General features: G+C 31.8%; 25 protein-coding genes. 1 reads left to right on the top strand and 24 read right to left on the bottom strand.

The features are described from left to right. Nucleotides 1–2: 2 nt before the first annotated feature. From ACFSSB_RS10525 to ACFSSB_RS10410, 24 genes are all read right to left on the bottom strand, one after another. On the bottom strand, nucleotides 3–605 hold the full coding sequence (locus tag ACFSSB_RS10525; RefSeq protein WP_379903955.1) for a hypothetical protein: 603 nt from the start codon (nucleotides 603–605) through the stop codon (nucleotides 3–5). Next, the gene (locus ACFSSB_RS10520; RefSeq protein WP_379903953.1) at nucleotides 586–1,203 is read right to left on the bottom strand and encodes a LolA family protein; all 618 of its coding nucleotides are present in this window, start codon (nucleotides 1,201–1,203) and stop codon (nucleotides 586–588) included. The genes ACFSSB_RS10525 and ACFSSB_RS10520 overlap by 20 nt, the downstream gene beginning before the upstream one ends. Next, nucleotides 1,196–1,972 (bottom strand): polysaccharide deacetylase family protein, encoded by a 777-nt coding sequence (locus ACFSSB_RS10515; RefSeq protein WP_379903951.1) that lies wholly within the window; start codon nucleotides 1,970–1,972, stop codon nucleotides 1,196–1,198. Before ACFSSB_RS10515 ends, ACFSSB_RS10520 begins: the two co-directional genes overlap by 8 nt. Continuing rightward, nucleotides 1,966–3,027 (bottom strand): beta-ketoacyl synthase N-terminal-like domain-containing protein, encoded by a 1,062-nt coding sequence (locus ACFSSB_RS10510; protein WP_379903949.1) that lies wholly within the window; start codon nucleotides 3,025–3,027, stop codon nucleotides 1,966–1,968. Before ACFSSB_RS10510 ends, ACFSSB_RS10515 begins: the two co-directional genes overlap by 7 nt. 2 nt (nucleotides 3,028–3,029) lie before the next feature. Next, a complete protein-coding gene (locus tag ACFSSB_RS10505) occupies nucleotides 3,030–4,232 on the bottom strand; it encodes a beta-ketoacyl-[acyl-carrier-protein] synthase family protein (protein ID WP_379903947.1) in 1,203 nt (400 codons plus the stop codon). Nucleotides 4,233–4,423: 191 nt separating this feature from the next. Continuing rightward, complete coding sequence (locus ACFSSB_RS10500) at nucleotides 4,424–4,681, bottom strand: phosphopantetheine-binding protein (protein ID WP_215965811.1); 258 nt, start codon at nucleotides 4,679–4,681, stop codon at nucleotides 4,424–4,426. Nucleotide 4,682: 1 nt separating this feature from the next. Next, nucleotides 4,683–5,303: a 3-oxoacyl-ACP synthase gene (locus ACFSSB_RS10495; protein ID WP_379903944.1), complete on the bottom strand. Its 621-nt coding sequence runs from the start codon at nucleotides 5,301–5,303 to the stop codon at nucleotides 4,683–4,685. 3 nt (nucleotides 5,304–5,306) lie between these two features. Further along, nucleotides 5,307–6,368, bottom strand: a complete 1,062-nt coding sequence (locus ACFSSB_RS10490) for a methyltransferase (protein ID WP_379903942.1) — start codon at nucleotides 6,366–6,368, stop codon at nucleotides 5,307–5,309. A gap of 3 nt (nucleotides 6,369–6,371) precedes the next feature. Next, on the bottom strand, nucleotides 6,372–7,517 hold the full coding sequence (locus ACFSSB_RS10485) for a beta-ketoacyl-[acyl-carrier-protein] synthase family protein (protein ID WP_379903940.1): 1,146 nt from the start codon (nucleotides 7,515–7,517) through the stop codon (nucleotides 6,372–6,374). Next, a complete protein-coding gene (locus tag ACFSSB_RS10480) occupies nucleotides 7,510–7,962 on the bottom strand; it encodes an acyl-CoA thioesterase (RefSeq protein ID WP_379903938.1) in 453 nt (150 codons plus the stop codon). Before ACFSSB_RS10480 ends, ACFSSB_RS10485 begins: the two co-directional genes overlap by 8 nt. Next, the gene (locus ACFSSB_RS10475) at nucleotides 7,940–9,205 is read right to left on the bottom strand and encodes an ABC transporter permease (RefSeq protein WP_379903936.1); all 1,266 of its coding nucleotides are present in this window, start codon (nucleotides 9,203–9,205) and stop codon (nucleotides 7,940–7,942) included. Before ACFSSB_RS10475 ends, ACFSSB_RS10480 begins: the two co-directional genes overlap by 23 nt. Continuing rightward, complete coding sequence (locus ACFSSB_RS10470; protein WP_379903934.1) at nucleotides 9,198–9,941, bottom strand: ABC transporter ATP-binding protein; 744 nt, start codon at nucleotides 9,939–9,941, stop codon at nucleotides 9,198–9,200. Before ACFSSB_RS10470 ends, ACFSSB_RS10475 begins: the two co-directional genes overlap by 8 nt. Nucleotide 9,942: 1 nt before the next feature. Next, entirely contained in the window at nucleotides 9,943–10,938 is a 996-nt protein-coding gene (locus ACFSSB_RS10465) for a BtrH N-terminal domain-containing protein (protein WP_379903932.1), read from the bottom strand. Further along, on the bottom strand, nucleotides 10,928–11,335 hold the full coding sequence (locus ACFSSB_RS10460; protein WP_379903930.1) for a hypothetical protein: 408 nt from the start codon (nucleotides 11,333–11,335) through the stop codon (nucleotides 10,928–10,930). The genes ACFSSB_RS10465 and ACFSSB_RS10460 overlap by 11 nt, the downstream gene beginning before the upstream one ends. Before the next feature lie 5 nt (nucleotides 11,336–11,340). Then, nucleotides 11,341–11,805: an ABC transporter permease gene (locus ACFSSB_RS10455; RefSeq protein WP_379903928.1), complete on the bottom strand. Its 465-nt coding sequence runs from the start codon at nucleotides 11,803–11,805 to the stop codon at nucleotides 11,341–11,343. After that, a complete protein-coding gene (locus ACFSSB_RS10450) occupies nucleotides 11,805–12,227 on the bottom strand; it encodes a hypothetical protein (protein WP_379903926.1) in 423 nt (140 codons plus the stop codon). The genes ACFSSB_RS10455 and ACFSSB_RS10450 overlap by 1 nt, the downstream gene beginning before the upstream one ends. Then, on the bottom strand, nucleotides 12,228–13,361 hold the full coding sequence (locus tag ACFSSB_RS10445) for a beta-ketoacyl-ACP synthase III (RefSeq protein WP_379903924.1): 1,134 nt from the start codon (nucleotides 13,359–13,361) through the stop codon (nucleotides 12,228–12,230). A 9-nt stretch (nucleotides 13,362–13,370) separates the two neighbouring features. Next, a complete protein-coding gene (locus tag ACFSSB_RS10440; protein WP_379903922.1) occupies nucleotides 13,371–14,294 on the bottom strand; it encodes a dialkylrecorsinol condensing enzyme DarA in 924 nt (307 codons plus the stop codon). 112 nt (nucleotides 14,295–14,406) lie between these two features. Further along, nucleotides 14,407–15,297, bottom strand: coding sequence for an LpxL/LpxP family acyltransferase (locus tag ACFSSB_RS10435; protein ID WP_379903920.1), 891 nt, complete (start codon nucleotides 15,295–15,297; stop codon nucleotides 14,407–14,409). Between the two features lie 21 nt (nucleotides 15,298–15,318). Next, nucleotides 15,319–15,561: a phosphopantetheine-binding protein gene (locus tag ACFSSB_RS10430; RefSeq protein ID WP_215965825.1), complete on the bottom strand. Its 243-nt coding sequence runs from the start codon at nucleotides 15,559–15,561 to the stop codon at nucleotides 15,319–15,321. 6 nt (nucleotides 15,562–15,567) lie between these two features. After that, nucleotides 15,568–16,785: a beta-ketoacyl-[acyl-carrier-protein] synthase family protein gene (locus tag ACFSSB_RS10425; RefSeq protein WP_379903918.1), complete on the bottom strand. Its 1,218-nt coding sequence runs from the start codon at nucleotides 16,783–16,785 to the stop codon at nucleotides 15,568–15,570. 18 nt (nucleotides 16,786–16,803) lie between these two features. Next, nucleotides 16,804–17,535, bottom strand: coding sequence for a 3-oxoacyl-ACP reductase FabG (gene fabG / locus ACFSSB_RS10420; RefSeq protein WP_379903916.1), 732 nt, complete (start codon nucleotides 17,533–17,535; stop codon nucleotides 16,804–16,806). A gap of 66 nt (nucleotides 17,536–17,601) precedes the next feature. After that, the gene (locus tag ACFSSB_RS10415) at nucleotides 17,602–18,729 is read right to left on the bottom strand and encodes a WG repeat-containing protein (RefSeq protein WP_379903914.1); all 1,128 of its coding nucleotides are present in this window, start codon (nucleotides 18,727–18,729) and stop codon (nucleotides 17,602–17,604) included. A gap of 102 nt (nucleotides 18,730–18,831) precedes the next feature. After that, nucleotides 18,832–20,361 (bottom strand): HAL/PAL/TAL family ammonia-lyase, encoded by a 1,530-nt coding sequence (locus tag ACFSSB_RS10410; protein WP_379903912.1) that lies wholly within the window; start codon nucleotides 20,359–20,361, stop codon nucleotides 18,832–18,834. A 111-nt stretch (nucleotides 20,362–20,472) separates the two neighbouring features. Here ACFSSB_RS10410 and ACFSSB_RS10405 point away from each other — a divergent pair, with 111 nt between their 5' ends. Continuing rightward, nucleotides 20,473–21,729, top strand: a complete 1,257-nt coding sequence (locus ACFSSB_RS10405) for an NAD(P)/FAD-dependent oxidoreductase (RefSeq protein WP_379903910.1) — start codon at nucleotides 20,473–20,475, stop codon at nucleotides 21,727–21,729. Nucleotide 21,730: the final 1 nt, after the last annotated feature.

The following is a 21,730-nucleotide window of genomic DNA, read 5'->3' as shown; positions in this document are numbered from 1 at the left end:
TTTTAATTAATAGATTTAAGGCTAATTTTTAGTTTAATATTAGAGTGTATAATCTCTATATGTTGTGCAATATTATCATTTATTTTGGTAAAGAGAAATCTTACCTTTTCTTTTTGATTATTTGCTCTAATAACTTGGCTTAGTTCTGGTGTTTCAAAATAATAGTAAGTTTTGTTACTAAGCTTCGTTTTTTTGATAGTTTCCGAATGAAAAGAATAGGTTTCTTCTGTTTTTAGGTTTTCGGTTATCAATACTTTAAAATCTTTCTTTAAAATATTAATGAGAATTTTTTTATCTAAATCTTCAAGAATATAGTTTACTTTAAATTGGTCTTTATTAAATGAAAAATCAAAAAGCTTGTTTCCCATTTCTGTGGTAAAAACTATGCGGTGTTGTTGTTCGCCTAATTTTTTTACAATAAAAATACCTCCAAAAGTATTGTCATACACTTCAATGTTTGCTTTATAGATGTAGTCTAGACTAGTATTAGCAAAATAAGGATTACTAATATTACTAGTTGTTGTAACAGGGTTGAAGTTGTTTTTTTTAGAGAAGGATGCACAGCCAAAACAAAAAAAGCATACACTAATGAGTAAATATCGCATTATCTAATGTGGTGTTTAGCTTTTTATTTGTGAATACAATCTTGGTGTAATCTTGAGAAGGTTCTATCATTTTAATTTCTATGACATCTCCTTTTTCATTAAATGTAATTTGAAAGGTTTGAATGTATTTAGAAAATTTTTCGTTTTTAGGACTAAAATAAACCAAGCTATTATTGTCTTTTTTAAAATATTCAATAGCAAACTCTGTGGTGTCAAACATGTCGCCTTTTACGCTACTAATAATCAGTTTATTCAACTTTTTAAACATTTTATTACTACCAATATCTACATTGCTTTTATTGCCTTCATCATTTATAAAAAGGGTTTCGTCTTTAAATAAAATAGAATATTTAAAAGGGTTTATATATTCCCATTTTACAATATCTGGTGCTTTAAAAGCTAGTTTTCCTGAGGTTTTAATATCATTATCTAGAAAATCTAAATGCTTGTATTGTACAAAATCACTAGAAATGGTTTGCGTAGTGTTTGCTAGTGCTTTTACTTTTGTTTTTAAGGCAGTTGCCTCTATGTTGTTCATTTTAGTTTGTGCTTGTGTAGCAAAAACAATAAAAAATAATATATATACTAGCTTATGCATATGCTTTAATATTAAATAAAGAATCTATGGTTACAGATTCTAATTTTTGTTGCTGTAAAAATAACAATAACTGTTCCAAAACAGCAACAGATTTATCGCTAGTATCGTGTAACAGAATAACATCTCCTTTTTTAAGATTTCGCGTAGCTCTTTTTAATATGGTTTTTTCGTTTAAATCTGTAGTGTCTAGAGAGCGTTTACTCCAACCAACTGCTTGTAATTTTACCGTTTTTATAGCGCGTTTTATTCTTGGGTTTGTTACTCCAAAAGCAGGTCTGTACAGTTGTACATTCACTCCAATTTGTTGTTTAATGATCTTGTTGGTATGTTGTAATTCTTCTATTATTTTTTCAGTAGAAAAAAAGCCGAAATTATTGCTGTGTGAATAGGTATGATTGCCAATAGTATGTCCTTGCGCTACAATACTTTTAAAAATTTCAGGATGCATTTCTATATGTTTACCAATACAGAAAAAAGTAGCTTTTGCATTATAGCTTTTAAGAAGCGCCAACACTTTAGGTGTAAATTCTGGGTTTGGTCCATCATCAAAAGTAATGGCTACTTGGTTTTTTGCGGTTTTATGATTGGCGTTTAAGGCTTCAATATGATAATTCCATCCAATAAAAGAAGAGCCAGCAATAGTAATTAATAACCAAGTGAATAAGAATACAACAATAAACCAAACAGAAAAACTAAAAAAGGCGTAAGCAATAAGTAACCCAATTAAAATAAAGCTGGAAACAATATTTACCGTTTTAAAATTTAACATTGTTGTAGTACAGTGAAACTATGATTTTCTCCACGATACTGGTTGTATAACAAGATGGTTTTTATTGAAGCGGTTGTTGTATTGTTGCCTTTTACAACCTCAGGAATGGTTTGTGTTTTTAAAATTTTTGAAGCCAACCAAAACCCGAAAGAAGATGCTGTGTTAAACTCCCCACTTATATGTTTGTAATTGGCTATTGCTACGTTTTGAAATCCTTTAGAAAGTGTATGGTAATAAGTATCAAAATCTACATCGCCATTATTACCAAGTACTAGAAGATCTATGTCATTAATACTAAGGTTATTTTCTTTTAAAAACTGTAATGCTTCTTGTAAAACTTCATTTTCTGCCAAGGTGTTGTATGTTTTTAAAGCAACAACTTCTGCGTATGAAGAAGTTTTTTTTTCATTAGAAAGCACAAAAAAATTAGCACCTTCACCAAATACAGCACCTTTTGTATTGGCCTTTAAAACTTGCGAAACTTTTACAGGTTCTGTTTTAATATGATTTACAATTTTATGTATTGCTGTGGTGTGGTCTCCCAACTCATCAACACCACCAATAAGGATGTTTTTTTCTTCGTTTAGTTCTAGTTGTAATTTTGCATCTAACAATGCAGATTCAAAAGAATTACTAGCATGTACGTATGTAAAATTATAGCCTTTACACTGTAGATCTAAGGCAATTTGTCCACCAACCGTATTGTGTGTAGATTGAATAAAAGAAGTAGGAGTAAGGTATTGCTCATCATTATCTATAATAGCACTAACAAATTTTTCTGAATCGCGTACACAACCCATTCCTGTTCCTGTAATAATAGCATCTACATGCTCTAAGCCAGCTTCTTTTAGTGATAATTTTGAAGCAACAACACCCATTTTTATACCTTTTGCCATTCTTCTTGCAGCAGCAGGAGGTATAAAATCTTTGTATTTAGGATTGATAACTGTAATAACATTTGCTTCATGGTCTTCTATGTCATTTAAAAATGAAGTGTTTTCAAATGTTTTTTGAGCTGAAATGGAGGCGATGCTATTTATATATACTTTTTTCATGGTTATTGCTCTTTTGAAAATATTACAGTGGAGCAGTTTCCTCCAAAACCAAAGGAATTAGACATAATGGTTTGTAGTGGTTTTTCTTTAAGTTCTAGTTGCGGAGTAATATTAAATTCCTTCATCTGTGTTTTAAAATTCAGATTAGGATAAATCACATTATTTTGCAAGGCTAAAACCGAATATACCGCTTCAATAGCACCAGCAGCAGCAAGTGTATGTCCTGTGTATGCTTTGGTAGAGCTAAAATCTGGAACGTTTTCACCAAATATTCTTATAATAGCTCGTCCTTCAGATAAATCATTATTTCCTGTAGCAGTTCCGTGTGCATTTATATAATCTATATCTTCAGGATTATAGTCTGCAACGTGTAATGCTTTTTGCATGGCAAGGGTTGCTCCATCTCCATTTTCTGAAGATGCTGTTTGGTGGTAAGCATCATTAGCATTACCATAGCCTTTTACGTAAGCAAGTACTTTTTTGTTTTCTGCTTGTACTACCTTATCCGATTCTAAAACTAAATAAGCAGCAGCCTCACCAAGGTTTAAACCTTTTCGGTTTTCATCAAAAGGAGTGTTGTAAGTGTCTGATAAGATCATCAAGGTTTTAAAACCATTGATGGTAAATTTAGATAAGCAGTCTGTGCCACCAACTACTACACGATCTAATTGGCCCGATTTTATTAATCGTGCACCAAGCATAATAGCGTTTGCTGCAGAAGAGCAAGCTGTACTAATAGTGGTAACTAAAGATTTTTCTATCCCTAATTGCTCTGCAATTTTTTGGCTAGAATCACCAGCATGATGTCCTTCAATATATTTTTGCGACTCTTTATTTTCTAAATAATCATAATAATAACGCTCTGTCATGTCCATACCACCAACACTAGTAGCAGAAACTAAACCTGTTTTATACGCGTTAATATTTGTAATACCTGCATTTGTAATAGCTTCTTTAGCAGCTATAGCGCCAAGAAGTGCCGTTCTAGAATAATTATTGTCTGCTGGTAAAGCAAGTTGTTGCTCTAAGTTTTTATTAGTAAAATCAATTTCACCAACCATAATATCATTTACATGATTGGTTTTAATTTTGGAAACACGAGAGATTCCTTTTTTACCTTGTATAAGCGATTGGTAATTTTCTGCAACATTGTTTCCAATGGCAGATATAATTCCCATTCCTGTTATAGCAACTCCTTTACTCATAGTATCTTCCTGCAAACACAGGAATCTTTTTTTATAATTTTATTTTTTTCTTGCCACGAACCTATCTACCGATAGACAAGTACACGAATAATTTTCAATAAATTACGCGCAATAATTTGGCTTTGTTCTGCCACTAGAGTTTGTAATTACTTGCTCTAGAAAGAGATTCCTGCTTTCGCAGGAATATTATGTTACTTAGATCTGTGCTCTGTAATATAAGCAGCCATAGTATTAATAGACTCAAAAATAGAACGTCCTTCTTTTGGGTCTGTTAATTTAATACCATAACTTTTATCTAACATTACAATTAACTCTAAAGCATCAATAGAGTCTAAACCTAATCCATCACCAAAAAGCATATCATCATTTGCTATGTCTTCAGTAGTCATATCTTCTAAGTTTAATTGCTCAATGATATTTTCTTTTAATTCTTGTTTTAATGCGTCCATACTATGTATTATATAATTTTATTATGTCTTGTTTGTTATGTTTGGTTGTGCCTTTTGCAGACACTAAATATAAAAATGCTTGGTAGTTGTTTTCGTTATCAAATTCTACCCAACCACAAAGCACTTGATCTGCCTTGTTGCTTGATAATAAACTATTTGTGTACGTTAACAAATGCGTAGCGTTAAACGAGTCAAAGATAAAAAAACTATTTTCAGAATACAGCTTATATTTTATACTTATCTCACCAATACAAATATTTGGTAATGTGTACACAAAAACGGCTGGGCTAGGAAAATAACTTTCTTTATTTTGAATAGATTCTTGATGTTTTCGGTCTGTATTTAAACTGGAAGCTTTGTTAGAAAATACAATAGCAATATTGTTTTCTTCATCTTCGGGAAGGTTTTCGTTTTTTAATAAAACATCTGCAGCCAAAAAAGCAAGTTTACTTAAATTATCCATTTTAAAAAACTTAGGATATTTGGTGTTTTGGTTTTTGTACGCTGCTTTTATAAATTGGGTAAACGAGTTTTCTTCTTCTTTATATACCACAGAACCGTTTAAAGAAACGCAATTGTTCTTTATACTACAAAAAGATTTTATGTGGTAATTTGTATTCATGTATTATGCTTTACTAAAGGTAAACATGGTATGGTATTCGCCAATTTCTATGTCTTCTTTAAGTTGTAAACCTGCTTCGTTTGCTATGTCTTTAAATTCTGTTGCTTTATACATTTTAGAGTTTCCGTTGGCAATTACTGTAAAGTACAGCGATGTAGCTTCTAAAATAAACTTAGCATTATCAAATTTTTGTCGGTCTGTAAAGGTTTCTATAATGATTAGTTCTGAGTTCTCATTCATAGAACTCACACAGGTTTTAAGTACTTTTAAAATTTCTTCTTTAGAGAAGCAGTCTAAAAATTGACACATCCAAATGGTTTCTGCATCACTTGGTATGCTTGGGTTTTCTGAAAGCCAATCTATTTCATGACCTTGAACTCTGTCTTGAAAACCTGCTGTTTTAACATTGGCTTTTGCTTTGTTTAATTGACCAGGAAGATCAATCATAGTAATATTAACATCACTATTATAAGCGCAGCATTTAAGAGTGAATTTTCCTGTGTTTGCACCAATATCGAATATTTTTTTTCGGTCTTTTTTAAATAAAATCTCTAAGGCTTCCGAAAAAATATCATCAGAATAATGATGATCAAATTCAAACCAAGACTGTTGTTGTAAAGGTGGAAGTTGCGATAAACCTTCATAAACCGTATTCCAGTTTCCTAATTCTTTTAAGCCTTTTGGTTTACCTGTTTTTATTGCTTCATCTAAATGAAATAAGCCTTTATAGCATACTTCGTTTGTAAAGTTAATATTTACGTTAACCGTTTCATTATAGGCTAAAAAGTAACCAATAGTGGTAAGCGCATAATGTTCGGTTTCGTTTTTTGAAACAATATTAGCACTTTCGGCTATTTCTAATAATACACCAACACCATAATCGCTAAGTTTTAATTCTTCAGCAATAGCAGAAACAGTAATGCCTCCTTTTTTTCTTTTTTCGAAAATAAGATCGAAAACGCCAAGTTTTCTTAGAGAGACTGTTGCTTGAAATACAAAAGGAGCAAAGGCTATTTTTTGTGCTTCTTGAATTGCGTCTATAGCTTTTATAGATGAATTGGACATAGGTTAATTTGTTTTTTGAAATAAGATTGCTGTATTACAACCACCAAATCCGGAAGCTGTTTTTAAAAATCTATTTATGTTTTTTTCTGTTGTTTCTGTAATAATATTTAATGGTTTGCTAACGCCTAAAGTTTCAAAACCTAGTGATTTGTATAAGGTGTTGTTTTTTAATGCATGCATACCAACAATGGTTTCTACCAATCCTGAAGCACCTAAACTATGTCCAAAATATCCTTTTAAACTATTTAATGGTACATTACTTAATTGCATTCTGTTAAATGCTATAGCTTCCATTTCATCATTAAACATGGTTGCTGTACCATGAGCAGAAATAAAATCTACATCTTCTGCTGTAATATTAGCTTGTTTAAAAGCCGATTGCATACTTCTGTATAAACCTTCTCCTGTTCTTGAAGGACCAGAAATATGGTTGGCATCATTACAAGAGCCTTCTCCTAAAATAGTAACAGCTTCTTTTGCTAAATTAGTTTCTTTATTGGTAACCAAGGCGCTTGCTGCTACTTCACCAATATTAATTCCTGTTCTGTTAGCATCATAAGGTTTGCAAGGCTCGTTGCTTAAAGCTTGAAAAGAATTAAAACCAGATAAAATAAACTCTGTAATTACATCTCCACTAGCAATAAATACATGATCATAAACACCTTGTTGTATGTATCTTTTTGCAATAGCAATAGCTAAAATACCAGAAACACATGCGTTAGAAACTACAATGGCATTATTTGTAAAGCCAAAGAAATCTTTAATTTGATTGCCTAGTTCACTTAAGTAAGCTCTTTCTTCAGAAAAAGGATTATTAGCATCTAAAGCATCTACGTTACCTTTGGTAGTTGAAATAATTAAGCCAACACGATCATTTAATGGCACGTTAGAAGCATCTATAACCTTACTTAATGAAGTAATCATCATTTGCTCTAAGCGCATATAATCTGCTTTAGGATGTAGTTTATTAAAGTTTTCTTGTAATTTTTGGGTGTTAATTAACGAAGTATAAAAAGGTTCTGGTAGTATTGATGTGTCGTCTATACGTTGTAAACCAGAGATTTCCTTGCTAATTTTAGCAACAACAGCTTCGCTAGTAAAACCTAATGAAGAAATAATATTGTTATGTGATACGTAAACCTTACTCATTAATTAAGCCTACATTTTTTTTCCATTCCATAAAGAATTCAGGAATTGTTAATGATAAATCTCCTTCTCCTATTTTATCTACAAAAACTTGAACCGTTGTTCCTGTGCATACCAGCTGATTGTCTTGGTTATAAATTTCATAACGAAACATCATTTTAGCAGCAGGACTATCTACATAAATGGTTTTAATAGTAGCAATGTCTCCATAGCGTAAAGGTAGTTTGTGGTCTGTGCTAGATTTTACAATTGGAGTTGCATAACCGTGTTTTTTTTGGTCTAGGTAAGAAATACCATGTTTTCTACCAAAAGATTCACGACCATCTTCAAAATATTGAATATAATTTCCATGCCAAACAATACCAAGCGGATCTGTTTCTACAAAACGTACTCGTACTTGGCTAGTATGTTCTACTAGTTTTGTTTTAGACTGCATTTTTCTTTTCATTATAAACAATAGCAATTAATGTGGTTACTATAAAAAATAAAAATAGTAAACCTATTTCAGGTACAATTTTTAAAAGGCCTGTGTTTCGTAAAAATACATCGTAAAATGCATTTAAACCCCAATTCATTGGAGAAATATTAGATAAAGTTTGCATAAACTTAGGCATAATAAATACAGGAACCCAAACACCACCAAGTGCAGCTAAAATAACTACAAAGGTTGCACCAAAAGGAGCAGATTGTTCTTGGGTTTTTGCAATAGTACCTAGTAATAAACCTAAGCCAATTGCTGCCAAACCAGAGAATATGGCAACAATAAAAAGCAATGGTAAACGTCCTGAAATATCTAAAGTAGGAAGTCCCATTGCAGGAAAAAGATACACACCAATAGCTAGCATTAATATAAATTGAATGATGCAAACACATAAATAAACTAGTGTTTTACCACCTAAAACAGTTGCGTAAGAAACAGGATTGGTACGTAAACGTACAAAAGTACCTTGGCTTTTTTCTTTTACTATATTGATAGATAAAGGAACAATTATGAAGAAAATAGCAAAAAGTGTCCACGCAGGAACATTGTGTTGCACAGAGTTTGGTAGTACTTCTTCGTCATTTTTTACAGGGAAAATTTCTTTAAAACTAATAAAGTTATCGGTTTCAAAAATAGCCTCGGTTGGGTCATCTGTTATTTGTTCTTGAAACGCTTTATAGATAGATTGTGTTTCAATTTTAGAAATCATTTTGTCTATTCCATTTTTTACCGAAGCTTTAAAAGTAAGCTGTGTAGCAGGATCAAAATAAAGTTTTACTTCTTTTTTAGGAATAGGAATTGTTTCGGTTTCACTTGCTTCGCCTAAACCAAATTTAGAAATGATTCCTTCTACATTCTGGTTTACTTTTTTCTCTAAATCGGAAGAAAGATGCTCAGGAATAATAATAGCAAGTTGATTTTTTCCTGAAAAAACTAAATCTCTAGCTATTGTTTCGTTTTCCTTTACAATAACTTGAAAGGTATTAGAGTTTGCCAAGCCATCTTGAATGGTTTGTGCAACGGTTCCTTTATCATTATCTACTATTAAAACAGGAATTTTAGTATCGCTAATGGTTTTAAAAGTACTGTCTTGAATGATGGTAATGGTAATTATAAGTACTAATGGCATGATAAATAATACCACAAGACCACCAAAATCTTTAATGAGTAATAAATACTCTTTATATGCTGAAGCCCAAAGTTTACGCATGATCTCTTAAAGCTTTTCCTGTTAAATTTAAAAACACCTCTTCTAGATTGTGAGCACCTTCTTGTTTGTTTATTAAGTCGGCAGGTTTTCCTTTGGTTATTAATTTACCATGATCTATAATGGCAACTTTGGTACAAAAGGCTTCTGCTTCATTTAAGTGATGCGAAGTGTAAATAATAGTAGTTCCTTTTTTATTTAAATCTTGAAGAAACTCTATAATTACATTTTTTGATTGTACATCTACACCAACAGTTGGTTCATCTAAAAACAATACTTTTGGTTCGTGTAAAATACTTGCAATAAGGTTTATTCTACGTTTCATACCACCAGAAAAAGTTTCTATTCTCTTATTGGTAAATTGCGATAATCCTAATATTTCTAAGTACTCGTTAATTTTGTTTTTCAACTTTTTACCATGTAAACCATACATGCTTCCAAAATATTTTAAATTTTCAAAAGCAGTAAGTGTAGGGTAGAGTGCATACTCTTGAGGTACAATACCAATAAGTTGCTTTAGTTCGTTTTTATGGGTTTGATAGTTTAAACCGTTAATTGTAAAAGAACCAGAAGTGGGTTTTATAAGTGAGCAAAGTATAGAAATTAGTGTTGTTTTTCCTGCTCCATTAGGACCTAGAAGTCCGAAAATTTCTTTCTCTTCAATGAACAAATCCAAATCGACTACCGAAAAATTTTCGGCAGTTTTATATTTTTTAGAAATATGTTCAATTTTAATCATATTAAATAGCCTTTTTTAAAGCTTTAAAAAATAGTTCTTCTTTATCTGCAAGAATCTCTAATTGTGATGCTACTTCATTATAGCCATCGGCTTTAGCACCTCTGTTTTTGTAAATACGTGAAGCATCTACAGCAAAATCACGCCAAATATCACCTATTTGCGTCATTTCTTTAGAGAGTTCGGAAAGCTTAGGGTTGTTTAGTATTTTGCTAGATTCTTGTAAAAAAGCAGCGAAAATATAACGAAAACCTCCACCACCAGTTCCTATTTCTTCTTGCATTCTAACAATCTGCCCTAGGTAATGGTTGGCTTTTTTAGTTCCTAATTTTTTAGGCCATTTTCGTATTTGTTTTGCGGTATATCTAATTCCTTTTACACCAAGAATAGGCATTGGAGCTAGCATATCTCTACAGGTATGTTTAATACCTTTAACTATTGCTTGTTCAAGATTTAGTTCTTTAGGAAAATTTGTAGGATAGTAAATATGTCCTTTTGGTGGTAATGCACCTTTTGCAAATCTTACTTTTTCAAGCTCTTTGTCTGTTAAAGTAGTAACGGTTTCCATAACCGGATCACTTATTAAATAGGTGTTTTCTTCTTTACCATAAACCACTAAGTTATGCGCATTAAAATGAAAGCGATACTCGTCTGGAAAATAGCTTAAATTATAAACACCAACTTGTAAACCAACAGGATTATTGTTGTTTAAATTATTATCTAAAACCGCTTTTGCTTTTTTAGGATCTTTAAATTTTTCACGTTCTATTTTTATACCTACACGTTTAGCAAAACGTTTAAAAATAAAACCAGGCATTGCTCTATACGTAATAGCAGGAGCATGATTTACCTTTAAAAACGGAATATAACAAAACAGTAAACCAGAACCAATACCAAATACCATAGGTTCACTAATGTTAAAGCCGTGATGTTTCATTAAATTAGAAACCACACCATTTTCGCAATGCGCAGATTGATGGTGTGTAAAGTTAATTTGCATGTTCAATATTTTTAAGTTGCTCTATGGTAATGTCAAAAATATCTGCATATTTTTGAAGGGTTTTATTCGATAATTTTTGGAATACTTTTGGTTTAAAATGACGTTTTACGCGCCATTGCCATAAACCTACATAACTAGCTAAAATTTGAAGGTCCATTTTATGGAGTTCCATATAATATTCAATTGGGCTAGTTTGGTTGTTGTGTACTCTTTTTTTTGCGTCTTCTACACGTTGGTTTATTTCGTCGATAGCATTGTCTAAAGCAATGGTTTTTGGGTCCCAACCTGTGGTGTGTGCTGTAGTATATTCGCCATTTTCGTCTACAGCATAGCACAATTCTCTAAAGTTTGCAGACTCTAAATTACTTTTATCCTGAGGTACTTCGCTTTTTTTCATAACCCTTAATTTTTAGGTATTTCTTGAATAAACAAATTCATCTCACAAGATAATAATTCTTTGTTTGAAGTTGAAATAGTACACACTAAAGTACAAATGCTATAATTATCTGCATCAAATCTAGATTTTAAATTTGCTTCAGAAAGTATGGTTTCTCCCATTTTAGGAGTAGCAAGAATAGTTACTTTTTTTATGGCAGAAATAAAGCCAATAAGTTTTGTGCCTTCTCCTTCAAGATCATCTTCTTCAAAATAACTTTTACCAACAATTGAAGAACAGGTCTGTGCTGCATTTTCAATGAGACCTACTTCATTAAATTGCTTGTTTTCATCTAAAAAAATACAATCTTCTTTTATTTTAAAGGAAGTTTTTACATGTTCATCATCAATAGATAACACATGGTCTACCATTAAAAATGGCGCACGATGAGGTAGAAATTTTGTGATATCTAATGATGTGAATTTATTCATTACGTAGCAATAACGGTTTTCATTTCTGCAGTAGCAATTTCTTCCTTATTTTGGTTAAAGGCCTTCACTTGAACCATGGTTATTCCCATAAATTCATGAAGTATCGATGCTTGGGTAGTTATGGTTTCGTTTAGCTTAGGTAATTGGTGTACTTCTACTTTTTTTATAGAACCAATATAACCTGTTGGTGCTTCTTCTCCTTTTAAAAAATAGTCATAACCAGTATGTAAAGCAACGGTTTGTGCTAGGTTTTCTATAATGCCAGACTCTAAAAAGTAATTGTCTTGTACAAAAAGATTTGTGTCTAGAATTTTAAAACTAGATACAATTTTATCTGCAGAAAAATCTAGCAAAGTGTCTACCATTACAAATGGTGTTTTTTGCGGAATTAGATGTGATATATCTGTTATTGGTAAATTCATTTAGCAAACAGTTAATAATGCGTAAGCGTAAGCAAAACGAGCACTTTCTGGTACAGATAAAAGAATATTGTCTCCTTTTTTTAGTTTTCCTGAGTGTACTAATTCTTCTAACATAATGTAGATAGAACCAGCACCAACATTACCAACTTTACTAAGGTTCATGAACCAGTTTTCCCAAGGTATTTTTACACCTTGTACTTCCATTTCTTTGTATAAAGTATCTTTAAAGTAATACGAAGAAACGTGTGGTAAGTAATAATCTATATCTTCTGGTTTTAGGTTGTGTTTTTCAATAGCCTTTTTTAAGCTATCTACACCTTTTACCAATATGTTTTCACTAAGAAGTTTTACGTCTTGCTTCATAGCAAATAATGATTTTTTACTCCATTGGTCTGAAGGATATTCACTCCATGGTTTTAAAAATCCGTCTTCTAATTTATCTCCTCCAGCATACATACAAGCTTCTACTTCATGTGCGTAAGAGTAGCCTTCCATCCATTCAATTTTTAATGGTTGCTTTCCTTTTGGTTCGCTTTCTAATAAAACAGCTCCTGCTCCATCAGAGAGCATCCAACGTAAAAAGTCTTTATTAAAGGCTAGTATAGGGTTTTCTTCTAGTGTTTCTAGATGTTTTACTTCTTCTTCAAAAGTATCAGACATCATCCAAGAAGAAGTACGCTCAGATCCTGTACATACTGCGTTTTTGGTTTCACCAGATTTTACAGACATGTAGCCATATTTAAGGGCATTCATACCAGAAACACAAGCACCAGAAGGTGAATTAATTTCAAGGTTTCCGTTTTGTAAAAACCCATGAACCATAGCAGCATGTGATGGTAAAATTTGATCTGGACTAGAAGTACCACAAGAAAGTAGCTCAATGTCTTCGGTTTTAAAATCTTGGTCACATAATGCAACAACAGCTTCTTTTGTTAGTTGTGCATTGTTGTGTGTAATATTACCATCGTCATCAATAGCGTAATATCTAGTTTTTATTTGGTTGTTTCTTAAAACAATTCGTCTTCCTTTAGAAGTCTTACCGTTTATGGTACCTAACTTTTCTTCCATTTCATCATTAGAAATTGGACGGTTTGGTAAAAATATGGATACTTTGTTTATGTAAACGTCTTTCATTTTTATGCCTTACTCTATATATTTTACAGAAGAATAGTATAATCTGTCTTTCTTTATTTTATGTATTGAAAACACATAGGTCAACAAAAATAAGATAAAAACAATTGGTGCAAGAATCCAAATAGCAAATAATAAATAATAACTAAATAATTTAACCCAAAAAGTACGGTTTTTACTGTTTTTTTCGCTTTTAGATTGAATTATGTTAGCCCATTTAGAAAAAAGGAAATTTGCTCGTTGGTCTGTTTTTACTAAAAAAGGTTTAATTTTTATGGCACCTTTTTGTAATAGTGCTTCTTGTAAATTGTTGAAATTATTTTCTTTTATGTGTTTTGCTATAACAAAACCAAATTTATCGGCTTCATCAATATCTTTTTGTGAAACTCCTGGTTTAGGGAAAATACCAAGGTAGCTTTCTTTTTTTCCAGACATCATCCATTTTTCAATAGTAATTACACTTATGTGGTTGATGTGTCTATCTACTAAAGCAATATTACCAACCAAATTGGCTTGTAAATCTATTAGTTTTTTCTTCATTTTTTCCTGTGCCATAATCCACATATTTCTGCAGCCAATAACGGTAACTACAGGTGTGTTTTTTAGTAGTTTTTTGGCGTCTGCAGTGTTTAAAAAGGAGGTGGTTGGCAAGGATGGTGTTAAAAACCAAATTTGATAACCTAAAATGATGAGGTCGTATTTTTTATTAAGAATCTCTTGCGCAACAGGTTTAACCTTTTGTGGTTTTTGCTGAAAAGTATCAGGAAAAATTCCATAAAAAGCTTTTTCATTCCAAGGAAAAGGAAAAGGCTTTTCCATTTTAATTTCATGATAGTCAATTTTTATGCCATCATTAGCTAAAGGAGAAACGATATTGTTTACAATTTCGGTTAGTTGTCCTGATTGAGAATAGTGTATGACTAAAACGTTTTTCAAAAGATAATTTTTTTGTAATTTCGGAATAAAAGTCTACATATTGAAGAATCGCTCTTTGTAAATAATAGAACTTATTAACTTTTACGAAAAGTATAAAAAAATACTAGTAATCTTAATTTTTTTTATCGAAAGTTTCCCAAAAATCAAAATAGTTAAACCATTGTAGTGGGTATTTGTTTAGCATCCAAGAAACACTTTCGGTATATTCCTTTAAAAGGCCTTGTGCATCTCTGTGTTTTGCTTCTGCTTTTCTAGTAAAAAGATGGTAGTGTTTGTTGGTTTCTTTCATTACATACACAAAAAGAACAGGGACTTTTAAACGAGAAGCAAGCATAAAAGGACCTGCAGGGAATTTTGCTATTTGGTCTAGTAGGTCTTGCGTTAAGTATTTAGAGCCTTTGATGTATCTGTCTCCTGTAATTACCACCAATTCGTTTCTAGCAAGTGCTGCATTAATTTCAAAAATATGACTTAAATCTTCTTGAATTAATATAAGTTTTACTTTGGGCTTGTCTGTTACACTCTCTAGGTATTCTTTAATGTTAGAGTGTTCTGCATCTGTAGTTAGTATACTAATTGAAGCGTTTTCTTCTAGTTCGCCAAAAAAGTGTTCTGCAATTTCAAAATTACCAACATGTGCACTTATTAATACACCTCCTTTTTTTTGTTTTAAAGCGTTGTTTATATGCTCTACACCATCAAAGTGGTAGGTGAATTTGTCTCTTAATCCTGAAGAAATTGCTACTTTGTCAATAATGGTTTGGCCAAAAACATAGTAGCTTTTGTATACATTTAAGAAGCTTTTTAGTTTGGAGTTTTTACGTCTTTTATGAAAATAATAATAGCTAGCCTTAGTGCTTTCTGAAGCAAAAAAGCAAAAGTAAAAAGCTACAAAATAGAGGATGAAGTATGCAGAGCCAATTCCGAAATTTTTCATACAAAACACAAAAATTTTGTATCCTAAAACGGTTCCTCTGGACTTTCCTTGCCATTCAGCAGCCATAATTATTTCAAGTAAAGTTGTTTATCCTAATTTGTTTTCAATTAGGTTGTAGAAATCTTGAAGAGATTCTACATTCACAAAATCTTCTCCAACTAATTTTACGCTAAAGTTAGACTCTACCGCAACTACAAGGTCAACAAAGTCTAAACTATCTAATTCTAGAGTGTCTTTTAAATTAGCCTCAGGAGCTATATCATCTGCTTCTACTTCAAACTCATCTATTAGAAAGTCGTTTATCTTTTCAATAATAACCTCTTTAGTCATTCTGTATTATAATTTTTTTATTATTAATGCTGAATTTGTTCCACCAAATCCAAACGAATTGGACAAAAATACATCAAATTTTTTATCTAGCGTTTTACTTACTAGATTTAATTTTTTTGCATCTTCATCAGGCTCTTCTAAATTAATGTTTGGTGCAATAAAGTTGTTTTGCATCATGAGCATAGAGTAAATAACTTCACTTGCTCCAGCCATCCAGCATTCATGTCCTGTCATAGATTTTGTAGAGCTTACAAAAGGACCATTTTCACCAAAAACTTCTGCTATTGCTTTTGCCTCATTGGCATCACCAACAGGAGTAGAAGTGGCGTGTGCATTCACATATTCTATATCTTGAGGTTTTAAATCTGCTTGTACTATTGCTTTTGCCATGGCTCTTGAAGGACCATCTACGTTTGGTGTAGAAATATGTTCGCCATTAGAAGAGAAACCATAACCAATAATTTCGGCTAAAATTGGAGCGCCTCTTTTTACAGCAGATTCATAACTTTCAACTACTAAAGTAGCTGCGCCACCACTAGGAACAAGGCCATTTCTGTTTTTATCAAAAGGTCTAGATGCTTTTTCTGGATGTTCTAGATTCATGGCAAAAACACCAAGACCATCAAAACTTCCCATGGCGTATTTGTTTATTTCTTGTGCACCACCACAGATAATACAATCTTGTAATCCGCTTTTAATAAGTTGGTACGCCATACCAATAGCATGTGAGCCACTTGCACAAGCAGCGCTTATAGTAAAGTTGACACCTGTAAGTTTAAAAAGAGTAGAAAGATTCATGGTAACTGTAGAGTTCATGGCTTGAAAAATAGCGCCAGAACCAACTAGTGTTGTGTCTTTTTTATCTCTAATTTTATCAACCGAGTCTACAACCGCTTTAGCAGTACTGTCATTACCATAAAGGATTCCTACTTCGTTATTTTCTAAAAAATTTTGATCTATTTTTGCGTTTTCTAAGGCTTCGGTAGTTGCTACGTAAGCATAAGCACCTTCATCACCTAAACTAATGCGTTCTCTTCTAGTAAGTTGTTTTTTTAGATTCGGTTTTTCTACCATTCCTGTTAAAGGAGATCGATAACCAAAGTCTTTTCTGTCTTGGTCATAAACAATACCAGACTTACCATTATATAATGAGTTTTTTACTTCTTCTAGATTTTTTCCGATACAAGAATAAATTCCCATTCCTGTTATAACTACTCGCTTCATAGGGATTGCAATATTAAATTAAGAGTAAATACCTCCATTAATATTTACTACTTCACCAGTAATATAAGAAGACTTTTTGGAAACTAAAAAAGAAACTAAATCGGCAACTTCTTGGGCTTCGCCAAAACGATTTGCTGGTATTAGTTTTTTTAATTCTTTTTCATTTAAATCTGCAGTCATATCAGATTTTATAAAACCAGGAGCTACTGCGTTTACAGTAATGTTACGTTTAGCAACTTCTTGTGATAAGGCTTTAGTTGCAGCAATAATAGCACCTTTTGCAGCAGAATAATTGGTTTGTCCTGGTGTACCTTTTACTCCAGAAACAGAGGCTATATTTACAATACGACCATAACGGTTGCGTAGCATTTTTTGAATACCATAATTGGTAACATTAAAGAAACCGTTTAAAGAGGTGTTAATTACATTTTGCCAGTCTTCTTGAGGCATCCACATAAATAAACCATCTTTTGTAATACCAGCATTATTAACAATAACTTCAATTAATGCATCTGGATTTGCTTCTTGCCATGCATCTAGTTTTGTTTTTACTTGTTCTGCATTCGTAACGTTAAAAGCAATAATTTCTCCAGTATTTCCTGCTGCTTCTACTGCTTTTAAAGTGTCTTTTGCAGCTTCTTCATTACTGTTGTAATTAATTAATATGTGATAGTCTGTATCTATAGCTAGTTGTGAACAAATTGCTTTACCAATTCCTCTGGAACCACCAGTTATTAAGGCACATTTCATGTGATATTTTTATTTGATGTTAAGTCTACTCTGATTGGGAAACGTAGTAGTTTTAAATTTTGTTTGTTAGTTAAAAAGTTCTAATTGTTTATACCATGTGTTCTTTAAAGCTTCATCTTTGGTATTTATATAGCCCCAAACTTTTTCTTTTTTTACTCTGGCTAGTCCATCAATAAAACCTTTTTTATTGTTTTTGGTAAAAATGGAAAATCCACCAGCTGTAATATTGTATTTATCTTCTATTACTTGTTCGCCAGAGTTATTAATGAATCCCCAAAGTTTATTTATTTTAATAGGAGCTAAGCCGTCTTCACTAAAGATTTCTGCGTCTCTATATTTAAAGTCAATAACTGTTTTTCCTGAGGTATCTATATAACCCCATTTTTTGTCTTTAGAAACAGGAGCAAGTCCATTTACAAAAGCTCTAACCTTATCATAGCTTGGCTCTATAATCCATTCGCCATTTTTATTGATATAACCTATTTTGTCATCTTTTTTAGCATAAGTGATATCACCATTAACAGAGAAATCCCATATTTTTTGAGCACCATCTACTTTTTTAAACTCTCCGTTTATAATAAGTCCGTGACTTTCACCAAGAGTTGCCACTACATTACCATGGTAAACATTGCTAATACCATCATATTTAGTTTCTACAAAATAGTTTCCTGTTTTGTCTATTAAACCCCATTTTTCACCTTCTCTTACTTTTGCATATCCATTTACAAAATCAAAAGCTTTATTAAATTTTGGTTCAATGACAACGGTTCCAGAAGTGTTTATAAAACCTACATTATCTCCATGTCTTATTTGTGCTAGACCTTCTTCAAAATCATAAATTTTGTCTGTAGTAACCTCTGTTAATATTTTTTCTCCTTTGGTATTTATATAAAACCATTCTTTTTTACTTAAAACAATAGCAATACCAGAGTTAAAGGCTTTCGTTTTATCATAACTAGGAGGAATAACCCATTCTCCTTGTCTGTTTATAAAGCCCCATTGTTTTTTGTCGTTCATAGCTTGCGCTAGATCTTCAGAAAAGTTTTTAGCAACCTTAAATTTTGGTTGAATTTGCCACTCACCAGTTTTGGTGATATAGCCAAATTTACCGTCTTGATTAGCAAGAGCTAATTTTTGTGCATACGTGATTGCACTTAAAAAAAATAATACGATTAATAGCGAATTTGTTTTCATGTGATTTAATTTTTTAATGAATATCTATTACATATAGCATGTGAACATTTCTTGGTTAAGGAAATGCATGGTTAAAAATGCTACTGTAATTAGAAATTAATTTTATGCTTTATTGTTAATGATATAGTCTTTAACAAGGTTAACATAAGGGTACATAATAACGTCTTCTGTAAAGATAGGAACTATTTTTCTTATCTCATCATACATTTTTTTAGTTTTTGAAGAGACTTTGTCTTGTGCTTTTAAGCACTCAATAGCTTGTACTACAGTAATAAGTTCTATTGCTAATACTTCAAAAGCATTTTCAATTACTTTTTTAGTAATTAAAGCAGCGTTGGTTCCCATACTTACAATATCTTGGTTATCGTTATTGTTAGGTATAGAATGTACATACATTGGGTTAGATAAGGTTTGGTTTTCTGCAGTGGTTGATGTTGCTGTAAATTGTACACCTTGCATACCAAAATTTAAACCTAATTGACCAAGGTTTACAAATGCTGGAAGTATATTGTTTAAGCTTGGGTTTAATAAATAGTTTAATTGTCTTTCTGCTAGCATACTCATTTTAGTAACTACTATTTTAAGCTTATCCATTTCTAAAGAAACATAGTCTCCATGAAAATTTCCACCATGGTAAACGTGTTCTTTTTCTACATTTACAATAGGATTATCATTTGCAGAGTTTACTTCTTCTATTAAAACATTTTCAACACTAGTTAAAGTATCTAGTACAGGACCTAAAATTTGTGGTACACAACGTAAGGAGTAATATTCTTGAACTTTATCTTGAAAAACAGAAACATCATCATTGTTCGCGTTGTATAAATGGTGTTCTCTTTTTCTGGTAAGTTTGCTATCTGTTAAATGCTCGCGCATGTTTTTAGCAATGTTTTGTTGTCCTTTATGTTTTTTAGAATTGTTTAATTCTTCAGATAAATGATCATCATAAGCTTCTACAATTTCATTAATTGCAGCAGAGCAAGAAATCATCCAATCTAACATTCTTCTAGTATATATGGTATTTACAATACCAATTCCTGTCATTACCGAAGTACCATTCATTAAAGCTAAACCTTCACGAAGTTCTACAGAAATAGGAGTAAGGTTTTCTTTTTCAAAAACCTCTGCAGTTGCTACTCTTTTTCCTTTATAAAATACTTCACCTTCACCAATTAATGTTAAAGCTAAATGTGCAAGTTGTACTAAATCACCACTAGCACCAACACCACCATGTTCATATATTAAAGGAGTAATGTCTCTGTTTATAAGTTCAGACATTAATTCAATTACAGATTTATGTACACCAGAATTACCTAAAGAAAGTGTGTTTAGTCTAGCAAGCATTGCAGCTTTTACATATTTAGGAGGAATAGGGTTTCCTGTTCCAGATGCGTGACTACGAATTAAATTATATTGCAGTTGAATGCGTTCAGAATCTTTAATTTTATATTGTGCCATTGGTCCAAAACCAGTGTTTACACCATAAATTACTTTGTTTTCTGAGAATTCTTTTAAAAAGTTAAAGCTTTTTTCTACGGTTTCAAAAACAGAATCATCAACTTTGATGTTACTGTCTTCTATAATAATTCTGTAAAAATCTTCTAATCCTAGTTTTCCGTTAAATGTTAGCATCTATATATTTTATTCTATGTATTTTTATTAATAAATTTAACAACTAAAGTTAGAGTCGTTATTTTGGTGTGCGCTAATTTAATATAATTAAGATAAAATACTATAATGATTATGAATGAAATACAAGTTGATGTTTTAATTATAGGAGCAGGGCCTTCGGGCTGTGTTGCTGCTTCTTACTTGCACAACCAAGGAAAACAAATTAAAGTTGTTGAAAAAAGTACATTTCCTAGGTTTGTAATAGGAGAAAGTTTACTACCAAGATGTATGGATCATTTTGAAGAAGTAGGTTTGCTTGATGTATTAAATGATTTTGGATTTGAAAAAAAACATGGCGCTCGTTTTTTAAGAGATGATGTTGTTTGTAATTTTGATTTTAGTAAAAAGCATACCAAAGGTTGGGATTGGACATGGCAAGTAACACGTGCAGATTTTGATACCATTCTTGCTAAAGAATTAGTAAATAGAGGTGTAGATATTGCATTTAACCATGAGGTTGTAGATGTTGTTTTTGATGCTGATGGTGCTTCAAAAACCAAGATAAAAGATGAAAATGGTGAAGTGTATACAGTACATGCAAAACACATTATAGACTCTAGTGGTTACGGACGTGTTTTACCAAGAATACTAGGTTTAGATAAACCTTCTTCTATACCAGAACACTCGTCTATTTTTACACATGTAACAGATTTAAAAAGACCAGAAGGAGAAGAAGGTACTCTTATTACTTTTGATGTTTTAGATAAAGATACTTGGTTTTGGGTGATTCCTTTTTCTAATGGAGATACTAGTATAGGTTTTGTAAGTAAAACAGCATATTTAGATTCTTTTAAAGGAGATACCACAGAAAAAATGCAACAGTTACTTAAAACGTCTGCTTATTATCGTGATCGTTTTGAAGGTTTAGACTTTAAATTTGCACCTATTTGTATTAAAAACTATGCTAAATCGGTAACGCAGCTTTATGGAAAAGGGTATGCCTTAACAGGAAATAGTGCTGAGTTTTTAGATCCTGTGTTTTCTTCAGGAGTAACTTTTGCAACAGAATCTGCTTTAAAAGCAGCAAAACTAATTAATAAAGAGTTAGAAGGAGAATCTGTAGATTGGGAAGAAGCGTATACTGGTTACATTATGAAAGGAGTACAGGTTTTTGCTACCTATGTAAAAGAATGGTACACAGGAAACTTACAAACTTTGTTTTTTCATAGACCCGAAAACCAAGAGGTTAAAAAGCAAATATGTGCTGTTCTTGCTGGTTATGTTTGGGATGATACCAACCCCTTTGTTAAAAAGCACGATAGGTTAGTAAAAAATCTAGCCTATTTAATAGATATGGAAGTACAAGAAAAAGAAAAAGCGAACTTATAAG

The organism is Lacinutrix gracilariae (genome assembly GCF_042684485.1).
Classification (GTDB): Bacteria; Bacteroidota; Bacteroidia; order Flavobacteriales; family Flavobacteriaceae; genus Oceanihabitans; species Oceanihabitans gracilariae.
Note: the sequence above shows the minus strand (reverse complement) of the source record. Positions and strands in the feature narration are given on the sequence as shown.